22 protein-coding genes are annotated in these 25,618 nt (G+C 54.6%); 14 read left to right on the forward strand and 8 right to left on the reverse strand.

Annotated elements, in window-relative coordinates; translation table 11 throughout:
* The first annotated feature begins 1 nt into the window (after position 1).
* A complete protein-coding gene (locus WC359_07720) occupies positions 2 to 2,158 on the forward strand; it encodes an ATP-dependent helicase (protein ID MFA5400309.1) in 2,157 nt (718 codons plus the stop codon).
* Entirely contained in the window at positions 2,155 to 3,516 is a 1,362-nt protein-coding gene (locus tag WC359_07725) for a family 1 glycosylhydrolase (protein ID MFA5400310.1), read from the forward strand. The genes WC359_07720 and WC359_07725 overlap by 4 nt, the downstream gene beginning before the upstream one ends.
* A gap of 71 nt (positions 3,517 to 3,587) precedes the next feature.
* On the opposite strand, the gene WC359_07730 is transcribed toward WC359_07725, so the two are convergent.
* Positions 3,588 to 4,142 carry a hypothetical protein gene (locus WC359_07730; protein ID MFA5400311.1) on the reverse strand — a complete coding sequence of 185 codons (555 nt, stop codon included), beginning with the start codon at positions 4,140 to 4,142 and terminating at the stop codon, positions 3,588 to 3,590.
* Between the two features lie 185 nt (positions 4,143 to 4,327).
* Between WC359_07730 and WC359_07735 the strand changes: the two genes are divergently transcribed.
* Positions 4,328 to 4,936: a hypothetical protein gene (locus WC359_07735; protein ID MFA5400312.1), complete on the forward strand. Its 609-nt coding sequence runs from the start codon at positions 4,328 to 4,330 to the stop codon at positions 4,934 to 4,936.
* Positions 4,937 to 5,016: 80 nt separating this feature from the next.
* Here the strand turns inward: WC359_07735 and WC359_07740 are convergent, their stop codons facing one another.
* Positions 5,017 to 5,895: an IS1595 family transposase gene (locus WC359_07740; protein MFA5400313.1), complete on the reverse strand. Its 879-nt coding sequence runs from the start codon at positions 5,893 to 5,895 to the stop codon at positions 5,017 to 5,019.
* A 172-nt stretch (positions 5,896 to 6,067) separates the two neighbouring features.
* On the opposite strand from WC359_07740, the gene WC359_07745 reads away from it, so the two are divergent.
* Entirely contained in the window at positions 6,068 to 6,304 is a 237-nt protein-coding gene (locus WC359_07745) for a type II toxin-antitoxin system Phd/YefM family antitoxin (GenBank protein ID MFA5400314.1), read from the forward strand.
* 27 nt (positions 6,305 to 6,331) lie between these two features.
* Complete coding sequence (locus tag WC359_07750; protein ID MFA5400315.1) at positions 6,332 to 7,702, forward strand: DNA methyltransferase; 1,371 nt, start codon at positions 6,332 to 6,334, stop codon at positions 7,700 to 7,702.
* On the opposite strand, the gene WC359_07755 is transcribed toward WC359_07750, so the two are convergent.
* Positions 7,703 to 8,320, reverse strand: coding sequence for an Eco29kI family restriction endonuclease (locus WC359_07755; protein ID MFA5400316.1), 618 nt, complete (start codon positions 8,318 to 8,320; stop codon positions 7,703 to 7,705).
* Between the two features lie 445 nt (positions 8,321 to 8,765).
* Between WC359_07755 and WC359_07760 the strand changes: the two genes are divergently transcribed.
* Together WC359_07760 and WC359_07765 are read left to right on the forward strand one after the other, a co-directional pair.
* On the forward strand, positions 8,766 to 9,857 hold the full coding sequence (locus tag WC359_07760; protein MFA5400317.1) for an acyl-CoA dehydrogenase family protein: 1,092 nt from the start codon (positions 8,766 to 8,768) through the stop codon (positions 9,855 to 9,857).
* A 15-nt stretch (positions 9,858 to 9,872) separates the two neighbouring features.
* Positions 9,873 to 11,054: an acyl-CoA dehydrogenase family protein gene (locus tag WC359_07765; GenBank protein MFA5400318.1), complete on the forward strand. Its 1,182-nt coding sequence runs from the start codon at positions 9,873 to 9,875 to the stop codon at positions 11,052 to 11,054.
* A gap of 5 nt (positions 11,055 to 11,059) precedes the next feature.
* On the opposite strand, the gene WC359_07770 is transcribed toward WC359_07765, so the two are convergent.
* Both WC359_07770 and WC359_07775 read right to left on the reverse strand, forming a co-directional pair.
* Complete coding sequence (locus tag WC359_07770; protein MFA5400319.1) at positions 11,060 to 11,746, reverse strand: MBL fold metallo-hydrolase; 687 nt, start codon at positions 11,744 to 11,746, stop codon at positions 11,060 to 11,062.
* 126 nt (positions 11,747 to 11,872) lie between these two features.
* Positions 11,873 to 12,322: a PPC domain-containing DNA-binding protein gene (locus WC359_07775; GenBank protein ID MFA5400320.1), complete on the reverse strand. Its 450-nt coding sequence runs from the start codon at positions 12,320 to 12,322 to the stop codon at positions 11,873 to 11,875.
* Positions 12,323 to 12,463: 141 nt separating this feature from the next.
* On the opposite strand from WC359_07775, the gene WC359_07780 reads away from it, so the two are divergent.
* Both WC359_07780 and WC359_07785 read left to right on the forward strand, forming a co-directional pair.
* Positions 12,464 to 12,808: a DUF1622 domain-containing protein gene (locus WC359_07780; GenBank protein MFA5400321.1), complete on the forward strand. Its 345-nt coding sequence runs from the start codon at positions 12,464 to 12,466 to the stop codon at positions 12,806 to 12,808.
* A 30-nt stretch (positions 12,809 to 12,838) separates the two neighbouring features.
* On the forward strand, positions 12,839 to 14,062 hold the full coding sequence (locus WC359_07785) for a mandelate racemase/muconate lactonizing enzyme family protein (GenBank protein MFA5400322.1): 1,224 nt from the start codon (positions 12,839 to 12,841) through the stop codon (positions 14,060 to 14,062).
* Positions 14,063 to 14,137: 75 nt separating this feature from the next.
* Here WC359_07785 and WC359_07790 read toward each other — a convergent pair whose 3' ends face one another.
* On the reverse strand, positions 14,138 to 16,111 hold the full coding sequence (locus WC359_07790) for an acetate--CoA ligase (protein ID MFA5400323.1): 1,974 nt from the start codon (positions 16,109 to 16,111) through the stop codon (positions 14,138 to 14,140).
* Between the two features lie 181 nt (positions 16,112 to 16,292).
* Between WC359_07790 and WC359_07795 the strand changes: the two genes are divergently transcribed.
* Genes WC359_07795 through mutL form a run of 5 tightly spaced genes read left to right on the forward strand, consistent with a single transcriptional unit; the run spans position 16,293 to position 23,357 of the window.
* Positions 16,293 to 17,477, forward strand: a complete 1,185-nt coding sequence (locus tag WC359_07795) for a mandelate racemase/muconate lactonizing enzyme family protein (GenBank protein MFA5400324.1) — start codon at positions 16,293 to 16,295, stop codon at positions 17,475 to 17,477.
* Between the two features lie 37 nt (positions 17,478 to 17,514).
* Positions 17,515 to 18,960, forward strand: a complete 1,446-nt coding sequence (locus tag WC359_07800) for a sodium:solute symporter family protein (GenBank protein MFA5400325.1) — start codon at positions 17,515 to 17,517, stop codon at positions 18,958 to 18,960.
* A complete protein-coding gene (locus WC359_07805) occupies positions 18,957 to 20,123 on the forward strand; it encodes an aromatic amino acid transport family protein (protein MFA5400326.1) in 1,167 nt (388 codons plus the stop codon). The genes WC359_07800 and WC359_07805 overlap by 4 nt, the downstream gene beginning before the upstream one ends.
* 12 nt (positions 20,124 to 20,135) lie before the next feature.
* Entirely contained in the window at positions 20,136 to 21,719 is a 1,584-nt protein-coding gene (locus WC359_07810) for an amidohydrolase (GenBank protein MFA5400327.1), read from the forward strand.
* Positions 21,720 to 21,728: 9 nt separating this feature from the next.
* Complete coding sequence (gene mutL / locus WC359_07815; protein ID MFA5400328.1) at positions 21,729 to 23,357, forward strand: DNA mismatch repair endonuclease MutL; 1,629 nt, start codon at positions 21,729 to 21,731, stop codon at positions 23,355 to 23,357.
* Between the two features lie 10 nt (positions 23,358 to 23,367).
* Here the strand turns inward: mutL and WC359_07820 are convergent, their stop codons facing one another.
* Positions 23,368 to 25,137, reverse strand: coding sequence for a CoA-transferase (locus WC359_07820; GenBank protein ID MFA5400329.1), 1,770 nt, complete (start codon positions 25,135 to 25,137; stop codon positions 23,368 to 23,370).
* Between the two features lie 18 nt (positions 25,138 to 25,155).
* Entirely contained in the window at positions 25,156 to 25,569 is a 414-nt protein-coding gene (locus WC359_07825) for a DUF3786 domain-containing protein (GenBank protein ID MFA5400330.1), read from the reverse strand.
* Positions 25,570 to 25,618: the final 49 nt, after the last annotated feature.

A 25,618-nucleotide genomic window follows, 5' to 3' on the forward strand; every position in this document is an offset into this window, starting at 1 on the left:
AATGGATCCCTTAGAAGGCCTCAACCCCGCTCAGAAAAGGGCCGTACAGACAGTGGAAGGCCCGTTGCTGGTGTATGCCGGCCCGGGCAGCGGTAAAACGCGGGTTATCGTTCACCGCATCGCCTATATGGTTTCCTGCGCCGGCATCAACCCGCGACACATACTGGCCGTGACATTCTCCCGCCGGGCCGCTGCAGAGATGCAGAAGCGCCTTGCAGAAATGTTCGACAAACCGCCTGTTGTAACGGTCAGCACCATCCATGCAGCCTGCCTGCGCATACTTGGCAGGGAGGGTGTGCCCGGCATGGGCACCGGCTTCACCGTGTATGACGACGAAGAGGGCAACAAGCTTATCCGGCAATGTATAGTGAAAGCCGGTTTGAACTTAGAAGAAACCAATCTCCGCCGCACAAAGGGATTAATCAGCCAGTTTAAGGTCAGCGGGGTCAATCCTGAAGCCGCTTCTGTTGGGGCGGAGCGCCTTGATGAGGCATCCGCTGCCATATATCGCCTTTATCAGTCCGCCCTTAAGAAAAACCGCGCCCTGGATTATGACGATATGCTGGTCTTCACCAGCCGCCTGTTACAGGACAACCCTGACGTTTTACGGCGCTATCAGCAGATGTTCAAATATATCCTGGTCGACGAATTCCAGGATACAAGCAGCCTCCAGTACCGCATAATCCGCATGCTGGGGTCCGGGCATGGCAATGTATGCGTCGTTGGAGATCCCGATCAGACCATCTATTCCTGGAGACAGGCCGAGGTTCGCAACGCGGACATATTCCGCAGGGATTTCCCCGGCGCCGGAATCATTGACCTCGAGGAGAACTATCGCTCGACGTTGACCATTGTACAGGCGGCTAATGCTCTGATCGCTCGCAACAGCATGCGCAGAAGCAGGCGGCTATCAACATCACGCGAGGCCGGCAGCCCCATGTCCGTAATACGGCTCAAGGACGGCAAGGACGAAGCCCATTTCATCGCCACACGTATCAAAGCCCTGGCGGCCGAATCCGGTATGAAATTGAGCGATTTCGCCGTACTCTATCGCGTCAACGCGCAGTCACGGGAGCTGGAGGATGCCTTCAATCTCGAGAAGCTATCCTACAGGCTGGCCACCGGCACGCCCTTTTACAAACGCCGGGAGGTAATGGACCTGGCCGCCTGGCTCAGAGTGATACGTAATCCCGCCGATGACGCTGCGTTCCTGCGCGTGATAAAACTGGCCGGCAAAGGCATCGGCCCCCAGACTCTGGCCCGGGTGCAGGAGCTGGCTGCCGGAACAAAGATTCATCTTCATCAGGCGCTGGAGCAGGCAGCTACCGGCGGGCTGCCCTCGCTCGGCCAGCCCGCCCGCAATTCGGCCGGCCATTTCAACGCGCTCCTGCAGGAATTGCACACTCGTAGCAGGCACATCAGTTTAACATCGCTGCTCAACCTGATTGTGGAGAGGACGGCCTACCTGGAGCACCTCAAAGGCGAGGACAATTCTGATGAACGACTGGAAAACGTATTGGAGCTCATTTCGCTGGCTGCGGCCTATGAACATCTCAATCCCCCGACCGCTGTCAGTTCACTGCTCGGCAGGATCAGCCAGGCTTCCCAGGCTGCTGAGGCGCAGCATCCGCAGGACGCGGTCGTTTTCAATACCTTGCACGGGTCCAAGGGCTCTGAATTCCACGTGGTCTTTATCGCCGGCGTTGAGGAGGGATTGCTGCCGCACAGCAGGTCGTCGGACGAGCAATCAAAGCTGGAGGAAGAGCGCAGGTTGTGCTATGTGGGCATATCCAGGGCCATGGACGATGTTTATCTGACATATGTTGAGAAACGGCTGGCCCACGGCGAACTCAGTTATCGAACGCCGTCCCGATTCTTGCGGGAACTGCCCGGCTCACTGGTCGTCAGCCGAAATCTGGCCGGCCCCGTGCCGGCACAGCCGCTCTCCGCACAGCATCCCGTCCCGACTGAAACGCCCGGGCAAAATCCGGCCGTGTCGTTCAGGCCGGGAGACATTGTCCGGCATCGCAGCTTCGGAGAAGGAAGGGTAACGCGTGTGATCAAGCAGGCCAAAGATTTTCATGTTATAGTAGTTTTCGATAACTTCGGAGTGAAAACATTCCTCGGCAGCCTAGCTGCCCTTGAGAAAATAACTTGAGCTCACACCCATCTTCTCAGGAACTGAGGTTCCCCGCAGATTTCATGTGGGGCGTAGGCACATCCGCCTACCAGATGGAAGGCGGCAGCATTAACACTCAATGGTATGAGTTCGAGAAGGCTGACGGCATCAGGACCGGGGATGCGAGCGGAAAGTCGTGCAACTGGTGGCATAACGCAGAGAAGGATTTCGATATCGCGCAGTCCATGGGGCTGAATTCACTGCGGCTGTCGGTAAGCTGGGCCAGGATCGAGCCCGAGCGGGGCTTGTTCAACCCACACGCGATCGAACGTTACCGCCAGATGCTGACCGCGCTGGTCGAACGGGGAATTCGTCCCATAGTTTGTCTTCATCACTTTGCCCATCCTGTGTGGTTCGAGAGGAAAGGCGCCTTTCTCTCCAGGGATTGTGTGGAGGATTTCTCACGTTTTGTTAAATTCACGGTATATGAGCTCAGCGACTATTGCAGCGACTGGTTGACCTTCAATGAACCGAACATCTATGGCATCGAGGGGTATGTGGACGGGAACCACCCTCCGGCATTGCATGACCACCTGGTCCAGTATTTCAAAGTGCTTGGCAATATGGGGCTTTGCCACGGCTCGGCCTATCACATCATCCATAACCTGCAACAGCAGGCCAGCGTCAGCTTTGCCAACCATTTTCTGATATTCACCGCCGCCAAGACACAGATTTTCGACAGGCTGGCTGTGCGCGCGGCCAGAGACTCCTTTAACAACATCTTCATCAACATGGTGACGGGCCGGCGTGCACCGCTATTCAGCGGTATCGACAAACGGCTTGACGAGATAAAAGATACCTGGGACTACGTCGGCGTGAATATCTACGGCGGCGTGGACGTTGCCTTCGATATAACCAAACCTAAAACCGGCTTTGTGAGGCGCATCGACCCGCCCAGCGGACGTACGGGGGACCTCCCGCCGGACGGCGTACCCATGTTCGACGAGATCTACCCCCAGGGAATAAGGATCGTAGTGGAGAGGCTGGCAAAATACGGCAAGCCCTTTTTTATACTTGAAAACGGCGTGCCGGACCGGGACGATAAGCTGCGCCCCTGGGTGATCGCCACAGCGGTCAGGACCATGTACGACCTGATCAAGGAGGGGCATAAGATACTCGGCTATCACCACTGGTCGCTGGTGGATAACTTCGAATGGGCCCTGGGTTACTCTATGAAATTCGGCCTGGTGGCCGTAGATCCTGTAACTCAGGAGAGGAAACCGCGACCATCGGCTGCATTTTACGGTGAGATAGCCAGGGCCAATGCACTGACAGCCGAAATGGTAAAGAAATACGCACCTGAAGCGCTGGATGAGATTTTCCCTGCTGCGGATTAATGTAGTGAAATAAAAGAGGCGGCGGGTAAACCCGCCGCCTCTTTGCATCGGGATATCATACTAAGGCATTGCTATTTTGATTGGCTGTTCTTCTGGAAGGGCGGCCCTCCCGCGGGCTTCTCGGGTCCGGGTAATTCGACCGCCGGTTTCTGCGCAATCCACGCCTTATAAGCGTCGTACTGTGACTGCGTTATTTTGCCGTCTTTGAGAAGCTTGTCCAGCACGTTAGTGTTAGCTCCGCCGAAGAACGGGCAGCCGGGCATATCGGCCGGTTTTGCACTGAGCCAGGCTTTGTAGGCATCCGCCTGCTCCTGTGTCAGCTTGCCATCCTTGACCCACGCGGCAAACATTTCATCGGTGCGGGCCTGCTGTTCCTCCAGCATCACCTGTTTGAAGGCGTCTTGCAGAGCAGCTTTATCGATATTGAGCTTGGCTGCAACCTTCGCAAGTATATCGCTGTTGAAGGCAGCGTTCGGACCTTTCCCGTGCGGGGCGCCCTGCGGCATTCCGGCAGGCGCCTTTGCGGCAGCACCCGTGTTATCCGCATTAACGGCGGTCATTACGCCGGTTATCAGCAATACTACCGCAAGCATCCCGGCAGCCAGACCTAAGACTTTTTTCCACATATGAATCCTCCTTTTGAGTGGAATTGCTGAGGCATTTTTCCTCATTTACATACAGAATACAGGCAAATTATTAGTAAATTATTTGGGCGAGTATCCCCGCACAACATGTATCCTCTGCGACGGGGGTATGGTAAAATGAGGGGATGGGTTGGGCAAGAATCCTCTTTTATACGGGGGGCCGGATTATGGCAGGGTTAGTAGCTGCCTTTGGCTTCGCATTCGACTTCACGGGTTATAGCCTACTTTCTGTGCAGCCCAATAATTGGGGGCAAATAGGGTTTATCGCTGTTATAGTTTTTATAGTGATTACATTTATCAGAGAAATAGATTTAGCTTTCCAACAAAGACCTCAAATAAAGATCAAAAGTCCTACTCGCAATGGACGTGCAACATTAGAGATATATAATAGTGGGGGCACTGGAACACTCAAGGGCAATTTTAGAACACTAATGAGATATGAAAATCAATTTCAGCCCTCAGAACCATATAGAATGTGTTGGGAGGGAGGAGAAGAAAAAGTTGTTCTTAATAAAGGTGACACGGGGGTAATTAATATAGCAGCTCAAAGATTTTATTCTGAGTCCTCCACTCGTTTAATTCTATTCAACGTTAGCTCGAATTTGGAATTTTCTGATTGGCCCAGTGTTGTCCATTTACAGGTTACAATTACTGCTGACCCTCCCCTCAAAAAAGAGAAAAAAGATATGGTTTACAAGCTATCCCAAGATCATGCAACAAAAGAAATAGTACTTGTCCTCGAAAAAAAGCTTAATTTTGCACTTGAAACTAACTGATATGCCAAAACGAATGATAACTAAACGAGACATCACAGAAGCGCAATTCTTTAAGATATTACGAAAGGCTGCGCAGCCTGTTAATGCGACGGAATCTGATTCAGCACCGTTAGAAACATCGGACATTCTTCCAGACGATGATTATATCGGAACTGATACTCATTTAAATAAGACTGAAGATACTTCGGGCTGACTGCGTGATAAACACCATCAATTCCCCTCTTAACTAAGCTCCAGAAGCCCTCAATGGTGTTTGTGTGGGCTTTCCCTATTACATAGGACTGTTTATTGTGATTCACCGTCTCATGCTTGTATCCCAACCTATCGAGAATCTTATAAGCGTGGTATTCGTCAGTATAGATTATGGCTTTAGGTGATACGTTCTTAGTTATCAAGGGCATCACAGTATATTTGCTTGTATCAGTGGTGACAGTAGATTTGACCTTGCCTTGTCGTTCAGCGATACCAACTACTGCTGTTTTATTCTCGCCACCACGTCCACGTATTCCCTTGCGCTTACCGCCCATATAAGTCTCGTCAATCTCAACCTCATCGGTAAATATATCTATATTCTCATCAAGAAGCTGTCTGATCTGTTTGAACATACGCCATGCCGTCTTATAAGTCATGCCGTGTTTGCGCTGTAGTGCTTTCGCAGAGAAGCCGGAGCGAGTAGTAGCCATCTCGTGAATAGCATCAAACCATATTTTAAGAGGCGTTGTGGTCTTATGAAAGATGGTCCCGGCAAGCGGGCTAACCTGATGCCCGCATCGGTCACACTCATAGACTGGTCGATTCTTTAGTTTGTGATGCTTAGTGATCTTTTTACAGGTAAAACATAGTATGCCATTGGGATAACGCAACCTGGTTATCCACTCCAGGCACGCCTTATCATCAGAAAATAGCCTTTCAAAGTCTCTGGAAGTAAACGGTGTCTGTTTGATTTTTTCTTTCATCATAACCACCTCTTAATTAAATACAGTATAACAGGTCTGTTACATGATGTCATGGGATAATTATCATTGTTTGAAAAGTTCGCTTCTGTAATACCACATACAATCTCAATTATTTAGCTTGACAAACTATCCCATATTAGCTAATATAGCTATATTAGCTAATATAGGAACTAAGATGGCGACGAAATCAATTACTTCAACTGAAGTACAGAACAACTTTGGCCAAGTGCTCGCTGACATCACACACAATCACATGCGTTATATCGTTAAACGTAATGGGATGCCTCATGTCGTTATGCTAAGCGTCGATGATTTTGCAGGAATCCTGCAAGATAGTTCAGAAAGAGGCAAAGCACTCCATCTAATCAAAGAAGTGCGACCAAAATACCGATTAGGTCAATCCCTCGACTGACTTAGAACTGAGCAGAAGGTGAATCCAATGGTATATACTCCCAGAGTAGGTGAGCAACTGGAGCTTAATCTCCTAGAATACGATGGCAACGCCTCAGTAAGAAACGGCTCCGGTTTTAGCGATCCCGCTTTCGCCAACAATAAGTTGTTACCAATCCATCGCTGGGTTCCTTGGATCGCAGGATTTTCAAGCAATTTCGTCAGAGATGCCATAAATAGGCATCTGGACGGAGAGGGGGTTGTTCTGGATCCGTTCAGCGGAGTTGGAACTACGCTTGTTGAAGCCACAAAACTGGGGTATGAGTCAGTGGGCTTCGAAATTAATCCTTTTGCGGCGTTAGCATGTCGGGTTAAGGCGGGCGCAGGCATAGTAGTAGTTGAAAACTTGAAGGCTGAAATTGAGAAATTCCAAGCTTTCTATATTGAGAATTCCACAAACGGCTATAGACCAAAGAGGAAGCCTCCAACTGGCTTTAAGACAAGAGCTCAGTTTTACAGCACGGCAATTCTTAACAAAGTTCTGTTATCTTGGGACTTCATCGACAGTATTACTAATGGGATATTGATGGACATGTTCAGGCTCGCGTTTGCCTCAACTATGATAACCTATTCAAATTATTCGTATGAGCCTAGTCTAGGCCGACGCACGAGCGCCGGTAAGAGCGAAATTGAAGATTATCCTGTTGGTGAAAAACTCCTGAGCAAATTACGTGAAATGCTTGAAGACGTTGTGTGGTTGCAAGAAAATGCAGCTAGGAAGAATGTTTCTTCTAAGATAGTGAATGATTCCTTTTTCAATTATCAGAAGTATTTAGATTCCTCATCAATTGATCTTATAGTAACTTCACCGCCCTACCTGAATAACTATCATTATAACCGGAATACAAGGCCGCAGCTTTACTGGTTGAGTTATGCAGAGAACCCCCAGGATATGAAGCCGCTGGAGGATTCAAATTTTGGTAAGTATTGGCAAACGGTTAGAGAACAGCAACTTGTGCCTCTTAAATTCACGCTACCCAATACTGACATAGTTGAAAAACTGGAGGCTCTGAGAAAGATTAATTGCGATAAAGGGATTTACGGAGGCAACGGGTGGGCCAACTACGCTGCAACGTACTTCAATGATTGCCAACGATTCTCACAGGCAATTAGGTGTCTTCTTAAGCCAGGTGGCACAGCTCTGGTAGTTATTGGTAACAGCATTCTTCAGGGTCTCGAAATTCCAACAGATGAATATTTCGGTAAGATTGCAGAACGCAATGGCCTTGAGTTGGTCGAGATCCACATGCCACGAGCAACTCGTATAGGAAATAGTATTATTCAATCTGGCGTACGTGTAACCAAGGCAGGGGAGCAGTCACGATTATACGAGGCAGTGGTGGAATTAAGGAAGCAGTAGCTATATCAAAGCTTTCTTGATGTTGTCGATTACCTTATCTGAGACCGGCGATTTTCCCGTTAACCTACTGGCCCAAACCCTGCCAGGGTGTATGATGTCCCATTCCGAACGAGCTTGGTTATATCTACCTGCACCAGGATCGTGATTTCCAAAGCCATCAACCACCGTGTTCCATAGTGGGCGATATTTCCTAATCATAGCCGCCTCCACAGGGACTACGAGGTCACTCTCTTCTTTCGTAAGAAACATGAAACGACAACGGAAATCATTCGGAGCCAAGTTTGAAACTTGTTGGATATTCCTTGCGTGCTCTTGTAGTCGATTGCACAAGTCCGGTGTGGCCGACTCCCTAGACCGAGCGGTTCGCCACCCGGGCGGGACTGCCTTTCCCACATATATAGGCTGTGTGCAATTCCTTTTATTAAGTTTGGAGATTTGCAAGTAGTATTTGCAATTTCCAACATAATACAAGGCATACACTCCTCCACCAAAGAAGCTACCTTGGGGGGGAAGCTGGTGAACGGGAGTGCCGCTAAAAAAGTCCAGCGCCTCGTTTACTACACTACGGAATGCTGAGGATCGGAAAACGTGGGAACTAAAATCAGATTCCGTAACCAAAAACAGCCCTTACCAATCCTAAAAATGAATGACTTTACTGCCCTATAGTATCTTTGCAAGATAACAAAAGTCAAGGTAAAGTATGGCCCAGAGAATACAGGGTGCTTTACGCAATAAAATCCCCAGTTAGAAACACGTGTTAGCGATAATAGCCTACTCACATCCTCTTAACATGACGCATACTTAAAGATAGCAACTGTGCAGCTTCTGCTACGCTTTTCTCTCTCCGTTCCATTTTGTTCAACACCATTAGCCGTCTCTGTTCTTTCTTGTTCAATACCAACTCTTCTCTCATAAGGTGACATTTTCACTGAACAGTTAAGGGGTGACAAAATCATAGAACATTAACAGTTCTCCCAATTTCCATTGACTACCCATTCAATCGGTGATACATTATGCAGGGTCTTTTTCCCGCGCCAATATTGATTAATAGAGGGGGTGCCGTATGCTTTCGTTCAGCCCGTCTGAAGAACAGCAAATGATCGTCAACACGGTCAAACAATTCGCCAATGACGTCATGCGCAAGAAATTCCGTGAGTGCGATGAGGAAGGGCAGATACCTGACGAGATAATCAATACTGCCTGGGACCTGGGACTGGTCGTCAGCTGCATTCCCGAGGACTACGGCGGCGCGGGCTGGGAGCATTCGGCCCTCACTGGCACGTTGCTGGCCGAGGAACTGGCCTGGGGCGACCTTTCCATGGCGATGCACATCCTGAGCCCCTGGCTGGGCGTCTTACCGATCGTGGAAATGGGCACCGAGGAGCAGAAGAAAAAATACCTGCCTATGGTCTGCGGGGGCAAGTTCAGCGCTGCTTCGGCGGCTTTCGTCGAGCCTAAATATGATTTCGATTGCAACGACTTTGATACCGTAGCTAAAAAGAGCGGCGGCTATACCCTCAGCGGTGAAAAGTGCTATGTTCCGCTGGCCCCCGATGCCGCCTTCACGCTGGTTTACACCAAGGAAGGCAATTCCTCACAGGCCTTTATCGTAGACAGGGGGACCAAAGGCTTCGACATCGGAGAGCGCGAGAAGAACATGGGTATCAAGGCATTGGCCACCTATGAGGTTTCATTGAAGGATTGCAAACTACCTGCCGACAAAAAGCTGGGCGGTGACCGCGGCTGCGATTTCAAACGCCTGGCCAACCTCTCTCGCGTTGCACTGGCTGCCCTGGCGGTAGGACTGGCCCGCGGCGCTTTTGAATTCTCCCGGGACTATGCTAAAGACCGCCATGCCTTCGGTGATCCCATCGCCTCACGCCAGGCCATTGCCTTCATGCTGGCCGACATGGCAATCGAGATAGATGCGGCCCGCCTGCTCAACTGGGAGGCGGCCTGGCTGCTGGATAAGAAAGAGGAGGCCACCCGCGAATGCTGTCTGGCCAAGACATATGCCGATAATATGGTGATGCAATGCACGGACTATGGCGTGCAGGTTATGGGCGGCCACGGCTATATACGTGACAATCCCGTCGAGTTGTGGTTCCGCAACGGCCGCGGTTTCGTGACCTTCACCGGCCTGGCCATAGTTTAATAAGGAGGCGTAGCGATGATCGATTTTGAATTGACCGCTGAAGAGAAGGCCAAAATACAGGAAGCGCAAGAAGTGGCGGAGAAAAAATTCCGCCCCGTCAGCCGTTACTACGACGAGCATGAGCATGAGGAGCCGCAGGAGATCATCGATTTCATGTGGGACAACCGGGGCAAGGGCTTCGTGACCGGGCTGGGCGTTGTGGGCGCACTGATGGTTGAGGAGCTTTGCTGGGGCGACGCGGGACTCTATTTGGCCAGCCCCGGACCCGGGCTGGGCGGCGCCGCCGTCTTCGCCGCCGGCACAAAAGAGCAGTGGGGCAAGTTCCTGGCGCGATTTAATGAAGGCAAGCCCAAGTGGGGCGCCATGGCCATGACCGAGCCGGGCTGCGGCTCGGACACGTCGGCCATCCAGGCCACCGCCACGCGCGACGGTGACTACTGGGTGCTGAATGGCGAGAAGATTTTCGTTACCATGGGGCACCGCGCGCTCGACCTTTCGGAGGGCATTATCGTGGTGTGGGCCTCCGTGGACAAATCGGCGGGCAGGGCCGGCATGAAATCTTTCGTGGTCGAGGCCGGCACACCGGGCATGAAGGTGGAGAAAAAGGAGAAAAAGCTGGGTATCAAGGCGTCCGATACTGTTACCGTGACCTTCGATAATTGCCGCATACCCTTCAGCAACATACTGGGCAAGGCCGAGGTCAAGAGCAAGACCGAAGGCTTCAAGGGCGCCATGGCCACCTTCGATGTTACGCGTCCCATGGTTGCGGCGCAGGCGCTGGGCGTCACCCGCGCCGCACTGGACATGCTGCGCGACGAGATCGATAAGCGGGGCATCAAAATACGCTACGAGCTGCCGCGCAGCAAACAGACCGCGCTGGAACGTGATTTCATCGAGATGGAGGCGAACTGGAGAGCGGCCCACCTGCTTATGATACGCGCCATGTGGCAACTAGGCAGCGGCCAGTCCAATGCTCTGGAGGCATCCATGTCCAAGGCCAAAGCCGGACGCGCCGCCACGCTGATTACACAGAGAGCTGTGGAGCTGATGGGGCCGCTGGGCTACTCTCGCAAATACCTTTTCGAGAAGTTCATGCGGGATGCCAAAATCAATGACATCTTCGAAGGCACCGGGCAGATAAATACGCTGGTGGTTGCCCGACGCCTGCTGGACTACACGCGAGATCAGCTTAAATAAACGGGTCAGGGCTTGACGAAAAACTTGCGCCAGACCTGCCCGCCGGTAAACGGGCCGCCGTGCGCGGCATAGAATATCTTGGGCCTTCGATCAAGAATAGCCTGGATGCTTTGGGTGGCCGTTTCGATATCCTCGCAAATATAGGGGAAGCCCGGAGTGTTCTTTCTCAACAGACCGCCGAAAATCATGTCCCCCACCAGCGCGCAGCCACCGGCCAGCAGCACCGATACGGATCCCGGTGTATGTCCGGGCGTGGGTATTATCTTACCCTCGATCCCGTAATCGCTTAGATCAAACTCACTTTCCAGCAGAACCTGTGGCTCCATTCCCTGCACTTTGGGCTTAACAATATCGGACATTATCATCATAAACCTTCCCCGACCATCAACCGGGTGGAGCCTGGGATTCACCCCCGTCCTGAGCGCTTCGGCATCCGCTTTATGTATGGCCACGGGAGCGCCGGTCTTCTCTCTCAGGTAAGCTGCGCTGCCGGTGTGATCATGGTGCCCGTGCGTGATGACGATTAGAGAGATATCACCGGGCTTGATATCGTGGCGACTCATGGTTTTCAATATTTTCTCACCCAGCCCGGGAAAGCCGGTGTCGACGATAATCGAACGCTGGCCCCTCACAATAAAGGCGTTCGCCACTGTGGACGTGACTGCAAAGACTTCCTGTTTAACTCCTGCCATATCTGCCCCCTATGCTGTTAAGTTAGTCCGGGTATTGTGCAGGACGAAGCCACGACAAACCGTAATTATATCGGGTACGCCCTGCGTTTCCTTCCGCCTCCGGTATCGTATCATATAACATCAAATTTATGCACCTGTTCCCGTCAGCAGATCAAAACCGCTGGCTTCATCCGGCAGCCGTGCCATGTTTATTCCCAGAATCTCACACAGTATAACTTCGCCTACCAGCCAGGTTTTAACTCCTTCTCTCAGGCATCCGGTAGTGGTTGCGCCTGCCCTGCCCAGTGCAGCATGGATATGCAGGGAAGGCCTGCCGTCCTTACCCGGCGCCAGCACTCCCAGTCCCACCACTTCATGAACGCCGTCAATGGGAACCAGCATTGGATCGATCGGTCGTTCCTTATTGCGGCGAGGGCCTGCGACTATCTCCCCACTGCCGATCCCACCCACCAGCACGGCTTGTCCCGTCGAGATATTTTTTTCGCGGGCAAATCTCTCGACGCAGCCGGGAAGCTCGTCTCCATCTTCAAGCCTGATCACAAAAACGCGGCCGATTTTTCCTTCGCTATATTTCATTTTCTTTCCTCGTTTAAACTCGCACTATCCGGCAAATCCGCGTCCATCTTATTGTAAATGCGGCGGCAAGGCAATATCACATCCTTGTTATCACCGGGCATTTAGCTTAAAATACAGCCTGATTAAGGGCATCGGATGGGAATGGACGCACTGATAAATATCCTCGAATACATCTCGATCGGCATCGGCTTAGTCGGCATATTCATCGTGTTATGGGGTGTGATCGTCGGACTGGTGGAATTCATACACGCTCAAATCATCCACCTTGGCAAGCACAAGAAATCGCTGCCGCTGGAAAAGATACGCATCGACCTGGGCCGCTACCTGCTGCTGGGGTTGGAGTTTCTCATCGCAGCGGATATAATCCGCACCATCGTAAAGCCGAGCCTGGAGGAGGTGGCCGTACTGGTGGCTATCGTCGCCATCAGGACGGTGATCAGCTACTTCCTCAACAAAGAGATCGAGCGGCTCGGGCATACCAAATAAAGTAATAAACACTGAAGAGGAGGACCGTAAATGAAAATCGCTGAGATCGAACTGTTTCACCTTAATATCCCCCTGAAAGAGACATTCTGGCCGACATGGATACCCGGCTACCCTCAGACGCATAACCGGTTTACTCTGATCAGGATACGCACTGACGACGGTATCGAGGGCTACTCAGCCGGCACGGCCATGGGCACCGAGCGGCAGGGTTTGGGAGACCTGCTGGGTGGCTATTTATTGGGCTCCGACCCAACAGACATCGACCGCATTCAGAGCCTGTTAAAGCAGGCGGGTATCCTGGGCTGGCTGAACTTCTGGATTGAGCCTGCCTGCTGGGACATCATAGGCAAGGCCAAAGGTAAGCCGGTCTACGAACTTCTGGGCGGCACCGCCAGGCCTATCGAGGTTTACAACTCCTTCGGCGAGCTGCACGAGCCCGGCCCGCGCATACAGGAGCTGCTGGCTTTGAAAGAGCAGGGCTTTAAAACCTTTAAGCTGCGTGCCAAGGCCATGGAGTTCAAAGACGACGTTCGGCTGATCGAAGAGGTGCGCAAGGGCGTAGGGCCCGACCCTGTCATCGGCGTGGACGCCAACCAGGGCTGGCTGGTCTCCATCGTCGACCGCATACCGGCCTGGGACCTGAAGCGCGCCACCGACTTCGCCAAAGCCTGCGCGGATAATAAAATCGAGTGGCTGGAGGAGCCGCTGGACTGGCACGACTATGACGGTCTGGCCGCCCTCAAAAAAGCATCGCCGGTCAAGATAGCGGGCGGGGAGCTCAACCACGGGTGGGATGAGATTAAAATAATGTTCGAGAAGGACTGCTTTCACATTTATCAGCCCGATGCCACGTTTGCCGGGGGCATACAGCAGGTTATGAAAGTTATCGATGCCTGCCACAAGCACAACCGCATCTTTTCACCGCATACCTGGACCAGCGGCATCGGCTTCTACATCGGCTGGAACCTGGTACTGGCCGATACGGGCAATACCCATCCGCTGGAATACCCCAACGAGCCGCCCTCCTGGATACCTCAGTTCCGCGAGGGTATCATCGAGCCCATCATCCCCGATAAGAACGCCATGCTGCAGCCCTTCACACGCCCGGGACTGGGCTTCGAGATCGATAAAAAGCTGCTTAAAAAGTACGGCACGCGCTTCTACCACCAGACGGAGAAGGGGTTGGCCTTCAAGGTAATCCGCGAGAAGGGGCTGAAGACGGCGCTGGAGCTAAAGAAGCGGAAAGCAGGATAGTAAATACACTGCAACCAGATTATTGAGAAGAAGGGCGGGACTTCGGCCCCGCCCTTCTTCTATGCTGAAAGCTATTTAAAGCTTGCCTATCTTGCCGATGGCTTCCTTGATCTCGTCAACAGAGGCCTCTTCCTCGATAGTGGAGAGGTCGCCCAGGTCTTTGCCCATCAGCAATGCCTTGATGACGCGGCGCATGATCTTGCCGCTGCGCGTCTTGGGCAGCATCTTTATGAAGCCGATGTCCTTCATCACCACGATGGCGCCCATCTCCTTCCTGACATGGTCGATCAGCTCCTTCTTGAGGGCGTCGCTGGGCTCATAGCCGGCCCGCAGCACTACGAAGGCGCTGGCAATCTCGCCGCGCAGTTCATCCGGAACACCCGTCACAGCGGCTTCAACCACGGCGGGGTGCGATACAAGCGCATTCTCAACCTCGACGGTGCCGATGCGGTGAGCGGCTATCTTGATGACCTCGTCAGCGCGGCCGGCGAACCAGATATAGCCGTCCTCATCCTTCGAGGCGGCATCGCCGGCATAGTACATGCCCTTGGTGCCGGGCCGGGCTTCCCAGTAGTCGGTCTTGTAGCGTTCAGGATCGCCCCACAGGGTGGGTGTAAGGCCGGGGAAGGGTTTCTTGATGACCATGATGCCCTTTTCACCGACGCCCATGGAATGTCCGTCCTTCTCGTCCACAATATCCGTTATCACACCGGGGGTGGGGAATGTGGCCGAGCCAGGTTTGATGGGCGCCATGCCCAGGCCGTAGGGATTGCCGATAATGGCGCCCGAGGTCTCAGTCTGCCACATGTGGTCGATGACAGGAATGCTGCCCCTGAAGACATCTTCCTGGAACCATTTCCAGGCAGCCGGATTGAGCACCTCCCCTGCGCAGACAACTCTCTTAAGTGACGTCAGGTCATGTTTATGCGCCGGCTCTACGCCGAACCTGGCCAGGGCCCTGATGCCCGTGGGGGATGTGAACATGCCGGTCACCCGGTTGCGTTCGATAATGTCGAACCACATCTCGTTATTGGGATAATCGGGCGTTCCTTCATATAAAATCGAGGTGCAGCCGTGCAGCAGCGGGCCGTATACATTGTAGCTGTGGCCCACGATCCAGCCTATATCCGAGGTGGAGAACCAGATATCGCTGGCTTTAAGGTCGTAGATCCATTTGCCCATGGAGTACACATAGACCTGGTAGCCGCCGTGGCACTGAACGCTGACCTTGGGTTTGGCCGTGGTGCCCGATGTCGGCAGCAGGAAGAGCGTCTCGTTGGCCTCCATCTCGACGTAGTCGCCGCTCTGACCGGCTCCCTTGGCCAAAAAGTCTTTCCAGAAGATATCACGCCCGGCGGTCATGGGAATGTTTTTATCATGCGGCTCATCCAGTACAACCGTATGCTTAAAGCCGATCTCTTTAGGGAGTCGGGTGATAGCGTCATCGACCATCTCCTTGAGATCAACGGGCTTGCCGCGGCGCGTGCCGCGCGCCTTGCAGATCAAATATTTAGCGCCGCTCAGCTCAACGCGGTCGGCAATAGCCCTGGGGGAGAAGCCTGCGAAGATGACCACGTGCACCGCCCCTATCCTGGCGCAGGCCAGCATGGTCCCCACCGCCTCCACGCCCATCGGCATATAGACCGCCACGCGGTCTCCCTTCTTTATGCCGATTCCCCGTAGAGCGGCAGCATATTTTTTCACGAGGTTCAGAAGCTGGATATAGGTGACGGTCCGCACCTCGCCGGTGTCGCCGTTCTCATAGATGAGGGCCGCCTTGGCGCCCTTGCCCATCTTGACCTTGAAATCCACTGCGCTGTAGCAGATATTGGTCTTGCCGCCCACATACCATTTGAAGGTGGGGTAATTGTGTTCGAAGACCTTGTCCCACATCTTAAACCAATGAAGGTCATGCCTGGCACTCAGCGCCGCCTCTTCCCAAAAGCCATCCAGGTCTGCCTCGGCCTTCCTGTAAAACTCCTTTACATGCGGGGGCAGCATACCGGCTACTTTTCGCTCTTCAACCTGTTCCACTACTTTCTCTGCCATTCTGTTGTCAGCCTCCTGTGATTTCTTTTTTACGCGCCGCGAAATTTGCGCAAATTACTCCCCATTCTATAGATTGACAGCCTGCCGCGCAAGTGCAAACAATACCCCCGACCCGCTATGCCTTGCCTTTTGGACATACTTGATGATATATTTCAGTCTCAGCAACCAGAGGCGGCTGCAATTGACAGGAAAGGACAGGAACGCGCCCCGCATTGTCAGCATCGAGCTCACGCCTGTCGTCATACCCTTCCAGGAGATAGTCCGCGATGCTATGAGCAAGGCGGGCGGCCTGGGAATGGCTATCCCGGCGGAGGAAGCCTGGACAGGCATCGATTGCGCCATCTGCGTAATGGTCGATGAAGCGGGCAACGTCGGTCTGGGGGAATCCTACGTCTGGTGGCCCGAGACCGGCACCTCGCCCAATCAGATCATCGAGGTTATCCGTCAGGCTCTGGCCAGGTATGTGCTGGGCGAGAGCCCCTTCGACGCTGAGAAGATCTGCCGCCGCATGGATAACAACGTAGCGCGCTCCGAGGCGGCCAAAGGACTTCTGGATATGGCCTGCTACGACCTGATGGGCAAGGTCAGAGGCGTCCCGGCCTGCGAAATCATGGGAGGAAAAGCGGTGGACATCCCGCTGGCCGCGCTGATACCACTGATGGACCCGGATAGCATGGTTTTCCTGTCAAAGCTGTTCTTCGATGACGGGTACAGGACTTTACGCCTGAAGCTGGGCCACGGGGTAGCCGAGGACGTCGCCATACTGCAGGCCGTGAGGAAGGAATTCGGCAAGCAGGTGCGCATACGGGTTGACTACAATCAAGCTTATTCGCCACAGGAAGCCGTTAAAGCTATTAAGGCTATTGAACCTTTTAGTATCGATGTTGCCGAGCAGCCCGTGGCCGCCACCGATTATGTGGGAATGGCTTTCGTGCAAAAGCGCGTAAAAACACCGCTTATGTCACATGAGGGCTGCTTCTCTCTGGGCGATATAATCACTCTGGCTGAGCTTGGCGCTATACGAGTGGTCGGCATCAATACGGAACGTCCGGGCGGCATAACGGCTGCGCTCAAGGCTATGGATTTTGCCACTGAACACGGGATGAAAATAGTCATCCATAACCAGTCGGCCGGCATATCATCTGCAGCCCTGATTCACCTGGCGGCGGCCCGCCTGCCGACGCTGGGACATGCCGTCGAGCTCTTCGGTTATGTCATGCTGGAGGATGATCTCATCACGTTTCCTGTAGATTACAGCGGAGGCACCGCCAGGCTCCCGGCGGGATCCGGCTGGGGCGTTACGCTGGATACGGCGGCGCTGGATAAATACGCCACCGGCCCGACGGTCAAACTCACCATGCCCTGAAGATAACCGCTGAAGTAAACATAAGGAGAAACCGCGCATGGCTTCTGTAAGCTGGGTGGATATCGGCATCATCCTGGTTTACCTGGCCGGCATGGTGGCCGTGGGCATCTGGACCAGCCGAAAGATCAAAAATCTTACGGATTACTCTCTGGCGGGCAAATCGCTGGGCTTCCTGGTGATGATCGGAACGCTGGTAGGCGCCGCCATCGGCGCAGCCTCCACCATGGGAAAAGCAGGCAAAGCCTATGAGTTGGGGATCATCTTCGTCACAGCCGGCCTGGGCTACATCGCCGGACTGGTCGTCTTCGGGCTGCTCTCGGGCAGGCTGCGCAAACTGGGTATCTGGACTATCCCGGACGCGCTCTTCAAAAGATACGGCAAGGGCATCAACCTGGCCTGCGGCGCCGCCATGTTCATCACGGTCATCGCTCTGTTCGGCGGGCAGATCATCGGCATAGGCCTCATATTCACGGCGGTGGGCCAATCTCTGGGACTGACCTATACCACCTCGATTATACTGGCCGGCGTCGTCATGATCCTCTATACCGTGCTGGGCGGCCTGTTTGCCGTCGCCTACACCGACCTGATACAGACCGTCATCATGCTGGTTAGTATCGGTGTAATCCTGCCGATCTTCATCCTCGCCAACGATTCCGGCTCGATACTGGCGGGGGCCTGGCAATCAGCCGCCTCGGGCACCGGGCCCGGCATATCCCCGCTTTACCTCATATCCATCTGGATCATAGATTTCTGCTTCTGCCTGGTGGATCCCGGGCTGTGGCAACGGGCCAATGCCGCGACCAGCGGAAAAGTCATCAGGAACTCGATGTTCATCACGGCCGGTGTTTACGTATACTGGTCTGTTGTGGTCGTGTTGCTCGGTATCCTCGGCATCTTCCTGGTGCCGAATATCGTGCAGAATTACGGCTCCACCGATGCAGTCATCCCGGTGATGATCGTGAAATATCTGCCGATGGGACTTGTCGGCCTGTGCCTGGCCGGCCTGATGGCCGTGATGATGAGCACTGCCTCGGTTGCGCTGCTCATATCAGGCACCACCGTTGCCAACGACCTGATCAAGGCAGCCCGCCCTCAGACCAGCGAAACCAAATTGCTGCTGTGGGCCAAGCTGGTGATCATTCTGGTCGGGGCGCTGGGCATTGTTTTTGCGATGGTGATGCGCGGAATCTTCGACATACTGCTGCTGGCCTTTGCCGTGTACGTATCGGCGGTTTTCATCCCGGCCATGGCGGCCTTCTTCTGGAAAAAGGCCACCCGCCAGGGCGCCATAGTCAGCAGCATCGTATCAACTATAGTCTGTGTGGCCCTTTACGCCGTCAAACAATTCGTTGAAATACCCTGGCTGGAGCCCATCGTGATCAGCCTGCTGGTGAGCCTGATACTGATGTGGGCCGTGAGCAGGGCGACCTATAAACCGGAAAGCGCGACACCAAAATTAATCTTATCAGGGGGTAACCAATGAACGAGCGCCACAGGCGACTGACTTTATTTGAAGCGGCTGCGGTCGTAGCCGGGCTGGGATTCGGCGGCGGAGTGATGGCCGTGCCTTACCTGGCTTCTCTGAACGGGATAATGGACCTGATTATAATCGCACTGGCGGCCTATGCTTTCAGTCTGCTACTGCACCTGATGGTAGTGGAGGTCGTACTGCGGGAAGACAAGCCGCAGCAACTGGTTGAGCTTTTCGGAAAATATGTTTTCAAGCAGACCTGGTGGGGGAAGGCCCTGACCTGGATTATCTTCGCCCTGGTGCTGGTTACTTTCTATGCGCTGCTGGCAGGGTACATCGTCGGTTGCGCCGAGCTTTTGAGCAACCTCTTCCCGGCGCTGCCGCTGTGGGCCGGGGAGGTCATTACCTACATAATAGCCGCCGGCATCGTGCTGGCCGGGTTGAAAGCGGTAGGAGTAAGCGAGAAATGGTCCATTATCAGCATCGCTATAGTGCTGCTGGTGCTGTCTGTCATATCTTTCGCATATCCCTTCAATGCGCTGCCCCTCTGGAGCGGCGACGCGGCAAAGATCCTGGCCCTCTACGGCATGGTTATGTTCTGTCTGACCTGCCTTTTCTCGGTTCCGCAAGCGGCGGAGGGGCTTTCCTGGAATAAGAAACTTGTTCCGGGCGCGGTGGTGCTGGGCATCACTATAAATCTAATTTTCACCCTGGTCATCTCTATCATGGCATCGCTGGTTTCTAAACCGGTGACCGAGGTGGCCATCATCGGCTGGGGCAACGCGGTGGGCACATGGGCACTGGTACTGGGATCGGTTTTCGCTTTCCTGGGGCTGCTGACCAGCTACTGGAGCATAGGCTATGCTCTGGCGATAGTAATCGTCGAGCGTCTGAAATGGGGCTATCGCCTATCCTGGCTGGTCGCAACCGTCCCCGGCTTCCTCATGGCAATATTCGGACTGGCAGGCTTTCTGGAATACATGCGCTATGCGGGAGGGGCCATGGCTGTCCTGATGGCGCTGCTCATACCGCCGGCGCTGTTGATCAGCCGCAGGGAGAACGCTAATATTATGCCCGCCTTCAGCATGGGTAAATGGGGCAACATCTTTATCTGCGTACTGGTGTTCATCGCCTATCTGCTGATGGCGGTGGGCTCACTGATTCCTGTTAACTGAGGATGCTCCCGTATGTCGGATCACGGTCAGCTTTTCTACAACGGCACAGTCCGCACCATCGACCCGGGCTGCCCTGTCGCCGGGTCAGTCGCAGTGCGGGAAGGGAAGATAATTGCCGTAGGGACAAAGGACGCCTGCTTAAAAGCGCTGGGGAAGGGGTATGAGTTGATCGATATGCGGGGCGGCGCCCTGTTGCCCGGTTTCATAGACACGCACATGCACCCGGTCCTGCTGATTTTTTTTGCCATGAATTGCGACCTGGGCGGTGTGACTTCCATGGCGGATCTGCAACAGAAGCTGCGCCTGGCCCTGCTGAGGAAGAGCGACGACTCCTGGTTGATCGGCCTGAACTTCGACGAGCAAAGCCTGCGTGAGAAACGGGCGCCCGACAGGCACGACCTGGACGCTGTCAGCACCGAAAGGCCGGTGGCCGTAATCAAGCATGACGGCCACTCGGTCTTCGCCAATACCCTGGCTATTGAAGCTGCCGGGATAACCGCTTCTACACCGGACCCCGAGGCGGGCGCCATAGAACGGGAAGAGGGAGGTTTCCCTTCGGGGAAATTCCGTGAAACCGCCCTGCAACTGGTGATGAACAGCATGCCCATGCCCGAAATGCAGGTCCTGATGGAAAGCGCCCGCAGCACTTTCCAGAGGCTGATCTCCCTGGGGCTGACCTCCGCCGGCGTCGTATTACAGACGAGCGCCGAAGGGCCGGCCGGCTCAGCCGGCGCCTTCGATGTCACCGCCATGCAGCTTTTCAGCGAGCTCTGCCCGCTCAGCCTTTATTCGCTGCTGATAACACCCGATTTGGCCGGATTGGACGGGCTGCGAAACAGCTCCCTCAACACCGGTCCAAACCGGCTGGGGGGAGTTAAGCTCTTCGCGGACGGCACTTTCGGGTCCTCCACCGCTTACATGTATGAGCCTTTCTCGGACAATCCTGAAAAAAGCGGCTTGCTGATGCACACGCCGGATGAGCTGTACGGGCTTATGGCTGCGGCTCACAATGCGGGATGGCAGGTGTGTGTACACGCCATCGGGGATGCCGCCAACAAGCTGTGCGTGGAACTTTATGGAAAGCTACTTAAAGAGTTTCCCCGCCGGGGTTGCCGCCACCGCCTCGAGCATGCTTCCATCATGGATGCGGAAGTGATTCAGCAAATGGCCGGGCTGGGCGTTTTGGTTTCCACACAACCCATGTTCATACACTCCGAGAAAGGCTGGCTGCCGTGGAGATTGGGGGCGGAGCGCTGTAAAACGGTCTACCCCCTGCGGTCATTCCTGGATGCCGGCATTAAAGTGGGAGGCGCTTCCGATGCGCCGATAGAGTCCCAGGATGTGCTTCAGGCTATTGGGTGTTGCGTCACCCGCGAGGGCTTCGAGCCCCACCAGTGCATCTCGATCGAGCAAGCTTTGCGCATGTACACGCTGGACGCCGCCTACCTGCAATTCGAAGAAGATATCAAGGGCAGCATCACGCAGGGCAAGCGAGCCGACCTGGTTCTTTTAAGCGACGATCCCTTTAAGGTGCAGCCGGACAGGATCAAGGACATCGAAGTGGTGAGGACGGTGGTGGGCGGGAAAGTGTTGTAAAATTAGCTCATGCCCATCAAGGTACTCCCGCCCGAGGTAACTTCGAAGATCGCAGCCGGTGAAGTCATAGAGCGTCCCGCCTCTGTGGTCAAGGAGTTGATAGAGAACTCCCTGGACGCGGGCGCTACAGAGATCAATATCGAGGCCAACAACGGCGGTGTCAGCTACCTGCGCGTGTCTGACAATGGGTGCGGGCTTTCGGCGGCCGAGGCGGAGATAGCGATCAAGCGGCATGCCACCAGTAAGATCACAGGGCTGAAAGATCTCGAGCATATCAATACGCTCGGTTTCAGGGGAGAAGCCCTACCCAGCATTGCATCCGTGGCCGAGGTTGAGATATTGACACGCGACTCCGGCAGCAGCGCCGCCAGCTACCTGCGCATAGAGAACGGCAGGACCACTGTCCGAGAGAAAAAAAGCCGTCCGCAGGGTACCACCGTAACGGTTCGGCGGCTCTTCCAGAACTTTCCGGCCAGGTTGAAATTCCTGAAATCCGCCACCACCGAGTCCGCACATATAGCCGCGCTGGTGAGCCAGTTTGCGCTGGCCTATCCCGAAGTGCAGTTCGAGCTGGTCAGCGACGGCCACACCACCCTGCGCACCACCGGGGACGCGGAGCTGCGGTCGGCGGTGTCCGTGATTTACGGCCTGGACATCGCCAGGAAAATGATGGAGGTGGAGGGAATAAATGGACAGCTTTACATTCAGGGCCTGGCCAGCCCGCCTTCCGTGCAGCGCTCCAGCCGCAGCTACCTGAGCTTCTTCGTCAACCGGCGCTACGTGCGCAACTCAATACTGGCCAAAGCGGTTGAGACCGCCTACGAAGGACTGCTGATGACGGGCAGGCATCCGCTGGCGGTAATCAATATCGCCATTCCTCCGGAGGAGGTGGATGTCAACGTCCATCCCACCAAGCTCGAGGTAAAATTCCGCAATAACAACGACGTCTTCACGGCCATCGTGAAAACAGTGAGGGATACCCTGTCAAAGTCGCCGCTGCCATCGGCGCGGCCGGATCTCGAAGAGGCATCGGCCCGCCCCCTGTGGGAACCCCATGCCACGGAGGTCCCCGCTTTAAGGACGCTGGGGCAGCTTTCCTCCAGCTATATTCTGGCGGAGGGCGAGGAGGGCCTCTACCTGGTTGATCAGCATGCGGCCCATGAACGTATACTGTTCGAAAAAATAATGGCGCAGAGGACGGACGGCCAGCTCGATGTGCAGGGCATGCTGGAACCTCTGGCGCTGGAGCTTTCGCCCGCCCAGGTACAGGCACTGGCAGGTTGCTCCAACCTGCTGAGCGAGCTCGGGTTCACCATCGAGCCCTTCGGCGGCAATACCTGCCTGGTGCGCGCGGTGCCATCGGTGTTGAGCGGCGCGGCACTGAGGGATACCATCGTAGAAATACTTGATGAGATGGGAGTCGAAAAGGATCCGGGCAAGCGGGACTTAAAAGCCGCCCGCTTAATCGCCTGCCACGGCGCTATCAGGGCAGGCCATAAACTGGATGCGGGCGAACAGGCGGAGCTTATCAAACAGCTTGCGGCCACCGCTCAGCCGCGCACCTGTCCCCACGGACGGCCAACCATGCTGCACCTCAGCTCACAACAGCTCAAGAGGGAGTTCGGCCGGACTCAATAGGCGGCGCTTCTCAGACCTTTGTATAGAAGCCGTGGGGATCGAAGAGCCTGACCATCATCTTTTCCTCATACGAAGGCAGGTCTATCTTTTGCAGGTGCGGGGCCACCTCCAGCTCCCAACCCACCATCCTCTTTATACCCCTGATAGCCTCATCCTCCCTGATGGCCGTCCCGTAAGGGATATAGGAGGTCAGCACCAGGGTGTCCCTGCCCTCGGGCTTCTCGAAGATGCCCACGTCCGTAACCAGCGTCTTAACATTTCTGCCCGGGTAGGTTATATACGAAACGTCCTTGATCAGCCTCTCCCTGCCGGCGGGGGCAAATACAATGGTCTCGCGGCAGGAGCTGACCACGTCGTTGGCGCCGCCCGACCCTACGATGTAATAGACATGCGGTATCTTGGTGGAGTTGCCGTTCCCGTACCTGTCGATCTGGGCCGCGCCGAGGACACCCAGGCAGGAGCTGCTCGACCCGCCGGCCAGGACGCCCAGGGCCGTCTCGATATTGGTGAGCATCTTGCAGGAGTGCAGATTATGCATGCTGAAGCCTGTGGGGTCCGACGGCACCGGCATATAGCCGTACATACCGTTCTCGGCTACCAGCTCGGTATCATGCTTCAAGCCTTTCAGCCGGTAGGCCGCCATCCACGCGGCGAGCTGTGCCAGCCCCACCCCGGCCAGCATAGTCCTGTAGCCCTTTGACTGACACAGGTTGGCTATATGCCTGCTTCCCGCTATCACCATCCTTTCAAGCTGGTTGGATTCCTTCTGGAACTCTATACCGGGCACGGCCGCCAGGGTCTCCACCACCCAGGAATGCGGCTTGGCCTTGTCCTTGAGGTAGCGCAGCCTATCCTTTCCGATCTTATCAAGATATTGCTTATGGTCCTTGCAATTGAGTATCCACTCACGGATAAATCCCATGAAGCGTGTCTCGTCCATGGAGGCATCCCGGATAATTGTGGCAAATTCGTAGTCGTCGAAATAGCCTTCGTATTGCGGTATTCCGCAGTTGGGCAGGCCCCCGGGATGGGCGCCGTAGGGCACCTCGCAAACCGCTTTGACCATATAAGCGGGTATGCGTACGAGGTGCGCATGGCTGCGGATATAATCGGTGGGTACGATGTGCTCCACGCTCACGATGACCGCCTGTCTGGCTGCCCAGGCGCCGAATGCATCTATGCTCAGGGGGTAGGGCAATATGGTGTTGCCGGAGCGGTCTGCCGCCAGGCCGTGCACAAAGGTTATGTCCGGCCGCAGCGCTCTGAGCAGGCCGGTCTGACCGCCGCCGAAGGGCGAATCGATAACGTTGAAATCACCCTTGTTCTCCTCGGCCATTGTGCTGCCTATCAGGGAGCGCGTGGGTATGAAATCCCAACCCATGGCGCCCGCCAGCAGGCGCTGCGTGATGGTCAGCATGCTCCAGTTCTCAAATTCCACCGCGCCCGAGATGTAGGCTTTCTGCACCAGCGGATTGGGCCCGGGTGTGGGGTAGGTGTTGCCGGCAAAGCTGGTAATAGTCTTCTTCATCAGCCCGCCGCGGATGAGCGCCAGCAGCAGGGCTGATACATAGGGGCTGATGATGGTGAAATCCCCTTTTTTGCCCCAGAACTCCCGCACCAGTTGATAGAAAAGCGCCCCGCTCCTGCCGGCGAAATGTATGGACATACCGGGCCTGACATGTTCCCTGATAGCCGCCTCCAAAGAGCAGGTCTTATCTTCCCCCTCGATGGGCGGCAGTTGAAATTTGGTATCGATAAAGGCCTTTAATTCATCGTCCATGCTTCATTATCCGTGAGGCTAAACCCTGTAGCATATGTCCGGCAGCTTCACACCGGCATTGGCTTCTCTCACATAGCGCAACAGCTGGTTGGCCAGCGATATGGTGATGGTGGCAAGCTCATCACCCCTGATCATCCTAATCTTATCACCGCTGTAAAGTGCTCGCAGCCTGGCGGGAAATTCCTCGTCGGATCTGTTAAAGATAAAACTGACTATTACACCCGGGAACATCTCCTTGCTCACCGCCCAATCCTCGCCGATCCCGGGCTTCACGACATTGCCTCCCAGATAGGCGGCCAGCGCTTGAACGTCCTTAACGTATTCAAGGGGCGCGGCCCGCATCTTCAGGGCGCCTTTAACCTGCATCTGGTGAGGGCTGGTCTTGCCCTCTATGTCCGCCAGGCTGAACAGCCGGTTATTACTATCTACCATGCCGTTTGCACGCTATATCAGATTTAACACAGTATCATAAAAGGACGGC

This window comes from Dehalococcoidia bacterium, assembly GCA_041653995.1.
GTDB lineage: Bacteria > Chloroflexota > Dehalococcoidia > GIF9 > UBA5629 > CAIMUM01.

Coding starts and splice junctions, on each gene's coding strand:
- WC359_07820 (MFA5400329.1), bottom strand. CDS start 25,137: ATGGACGATGAATTAAAGGCCTTTATCGATACCAAATTTCAACTGCCG.
- WC359_07735 (MFA5400312.1), top strand. CDS start 4,328: ATGGCAGGGTTAGTAGCTGCCTTTGGCTTCGCATTCGACTTCACGGGT.
- WC359_07775 (MFA5400320.1), bottom strand. CDS start 12,322: ATGAAATATAGCGAAGGAAAAATCGGCCGCGTTTTTGTGATCAGGCTT.
- WC359_07745 (MFA5400314.1), top strand. CDS start 6,068: ATGGCGACGAAATCAATTACTTCAACTGAAGTACAGAACAACTTTGGC.
- WC359_07730 (MFA5400311.1), bottom strand. CDS start 4,142: ATGTGGAAAAAAGTCTTAGGTCTGGCTGCCGGGATGCTTGCGGTAGTA.
- WC359_07760 (MFA5400317.1), top strand. CDS start 8,766: ATGCTTTCGTTCAGCCCGTCTGAAGAACAGCAAATGATCGTCAACACG.
- WC359_07805 (MFA5400326.1), top strand. CDS start 18,957: ATGAACGAGCGCCACAGGCGACTGACTTTATTTGAAGCGGCTGCGGTC.
- mutL (MFA5400328.1), top strand. CDS start 21,729: ATGCCCATCAAGGTACTCCCGCCCGAGGTAACTTCGAAGATCGCAGCC.
- WC359_07825 (MFA5400330.1), bottom strand. CDS start 25,569: ATGGTAGATAGTAATAACCGGCTGTTCAGCCTGGCGGACATAGAGGGC.
- WC359_07810 (MFA5400327.1), top strand. CDS start 20,136: ATGTCGGATCACGGTCAGCTTTTCTACAACGGCACAGTCCGCACCATC.
- WC359_07740 (MFA5400313.1), bottom strand. CDS start 5,895: ATGATGAAAGAAAAAATCAAACAGACACCGTTTACTTCCAGAGACTTT.
- WC359_07765 (MFA5400318.1), top strand. CDS start 9,873: ATGATCGATTTTGAATTGACCGCTGAAGAGAAGGCCAAAATACAGGAA.
- WC359_07750 (MFA5400315.1), top strand. CDS start 6,332: ATGGTATATACTCCCAGAGTAGGTGAGCAACTGGAGCTTAATCTCCTA.
- WC359_07780 (MFA5400321.1), top strand. CDS start 12,464: ATGGACGCACTGATAAATATCCTCGAATACATCTCGATCGGCATCGGC.
- WC359_07785 (MFA5400322.1), top strand. CDS start 12,839: ATGAAAATCGCTGAGATCGAACTGTTTCACCTTAATATCCCCCTGAAA.
- WC359_07720 (MFA5400309.1), top strand. CDS start 2: ATGGATCCCTTAGAAGGCCTCAACCCCGCTCAGAAAAGGGCCGTACAG.
- WC359_07790 (MFA5400323.1), bottom strand. CDS start 16,111: ATGGCAGAGAAAGTAGTGGAACAGGTTGAAGAGCGAAAAGTAGCCGGT.
- WC359_07770 (MFA5400319.1), bottom strand. CDS start 11,746: ATGGCAGGAGTTAAACAGGAAGTCTTTGCAGTCACGTCCACAGTGGCG.
- WC359_07800 (MFA5400325.1), top strand. CDS start 17,515: ATGGCTTCTGTAAGCTGGGTGGATATCGGCATCATCCTGGTTTACCTG.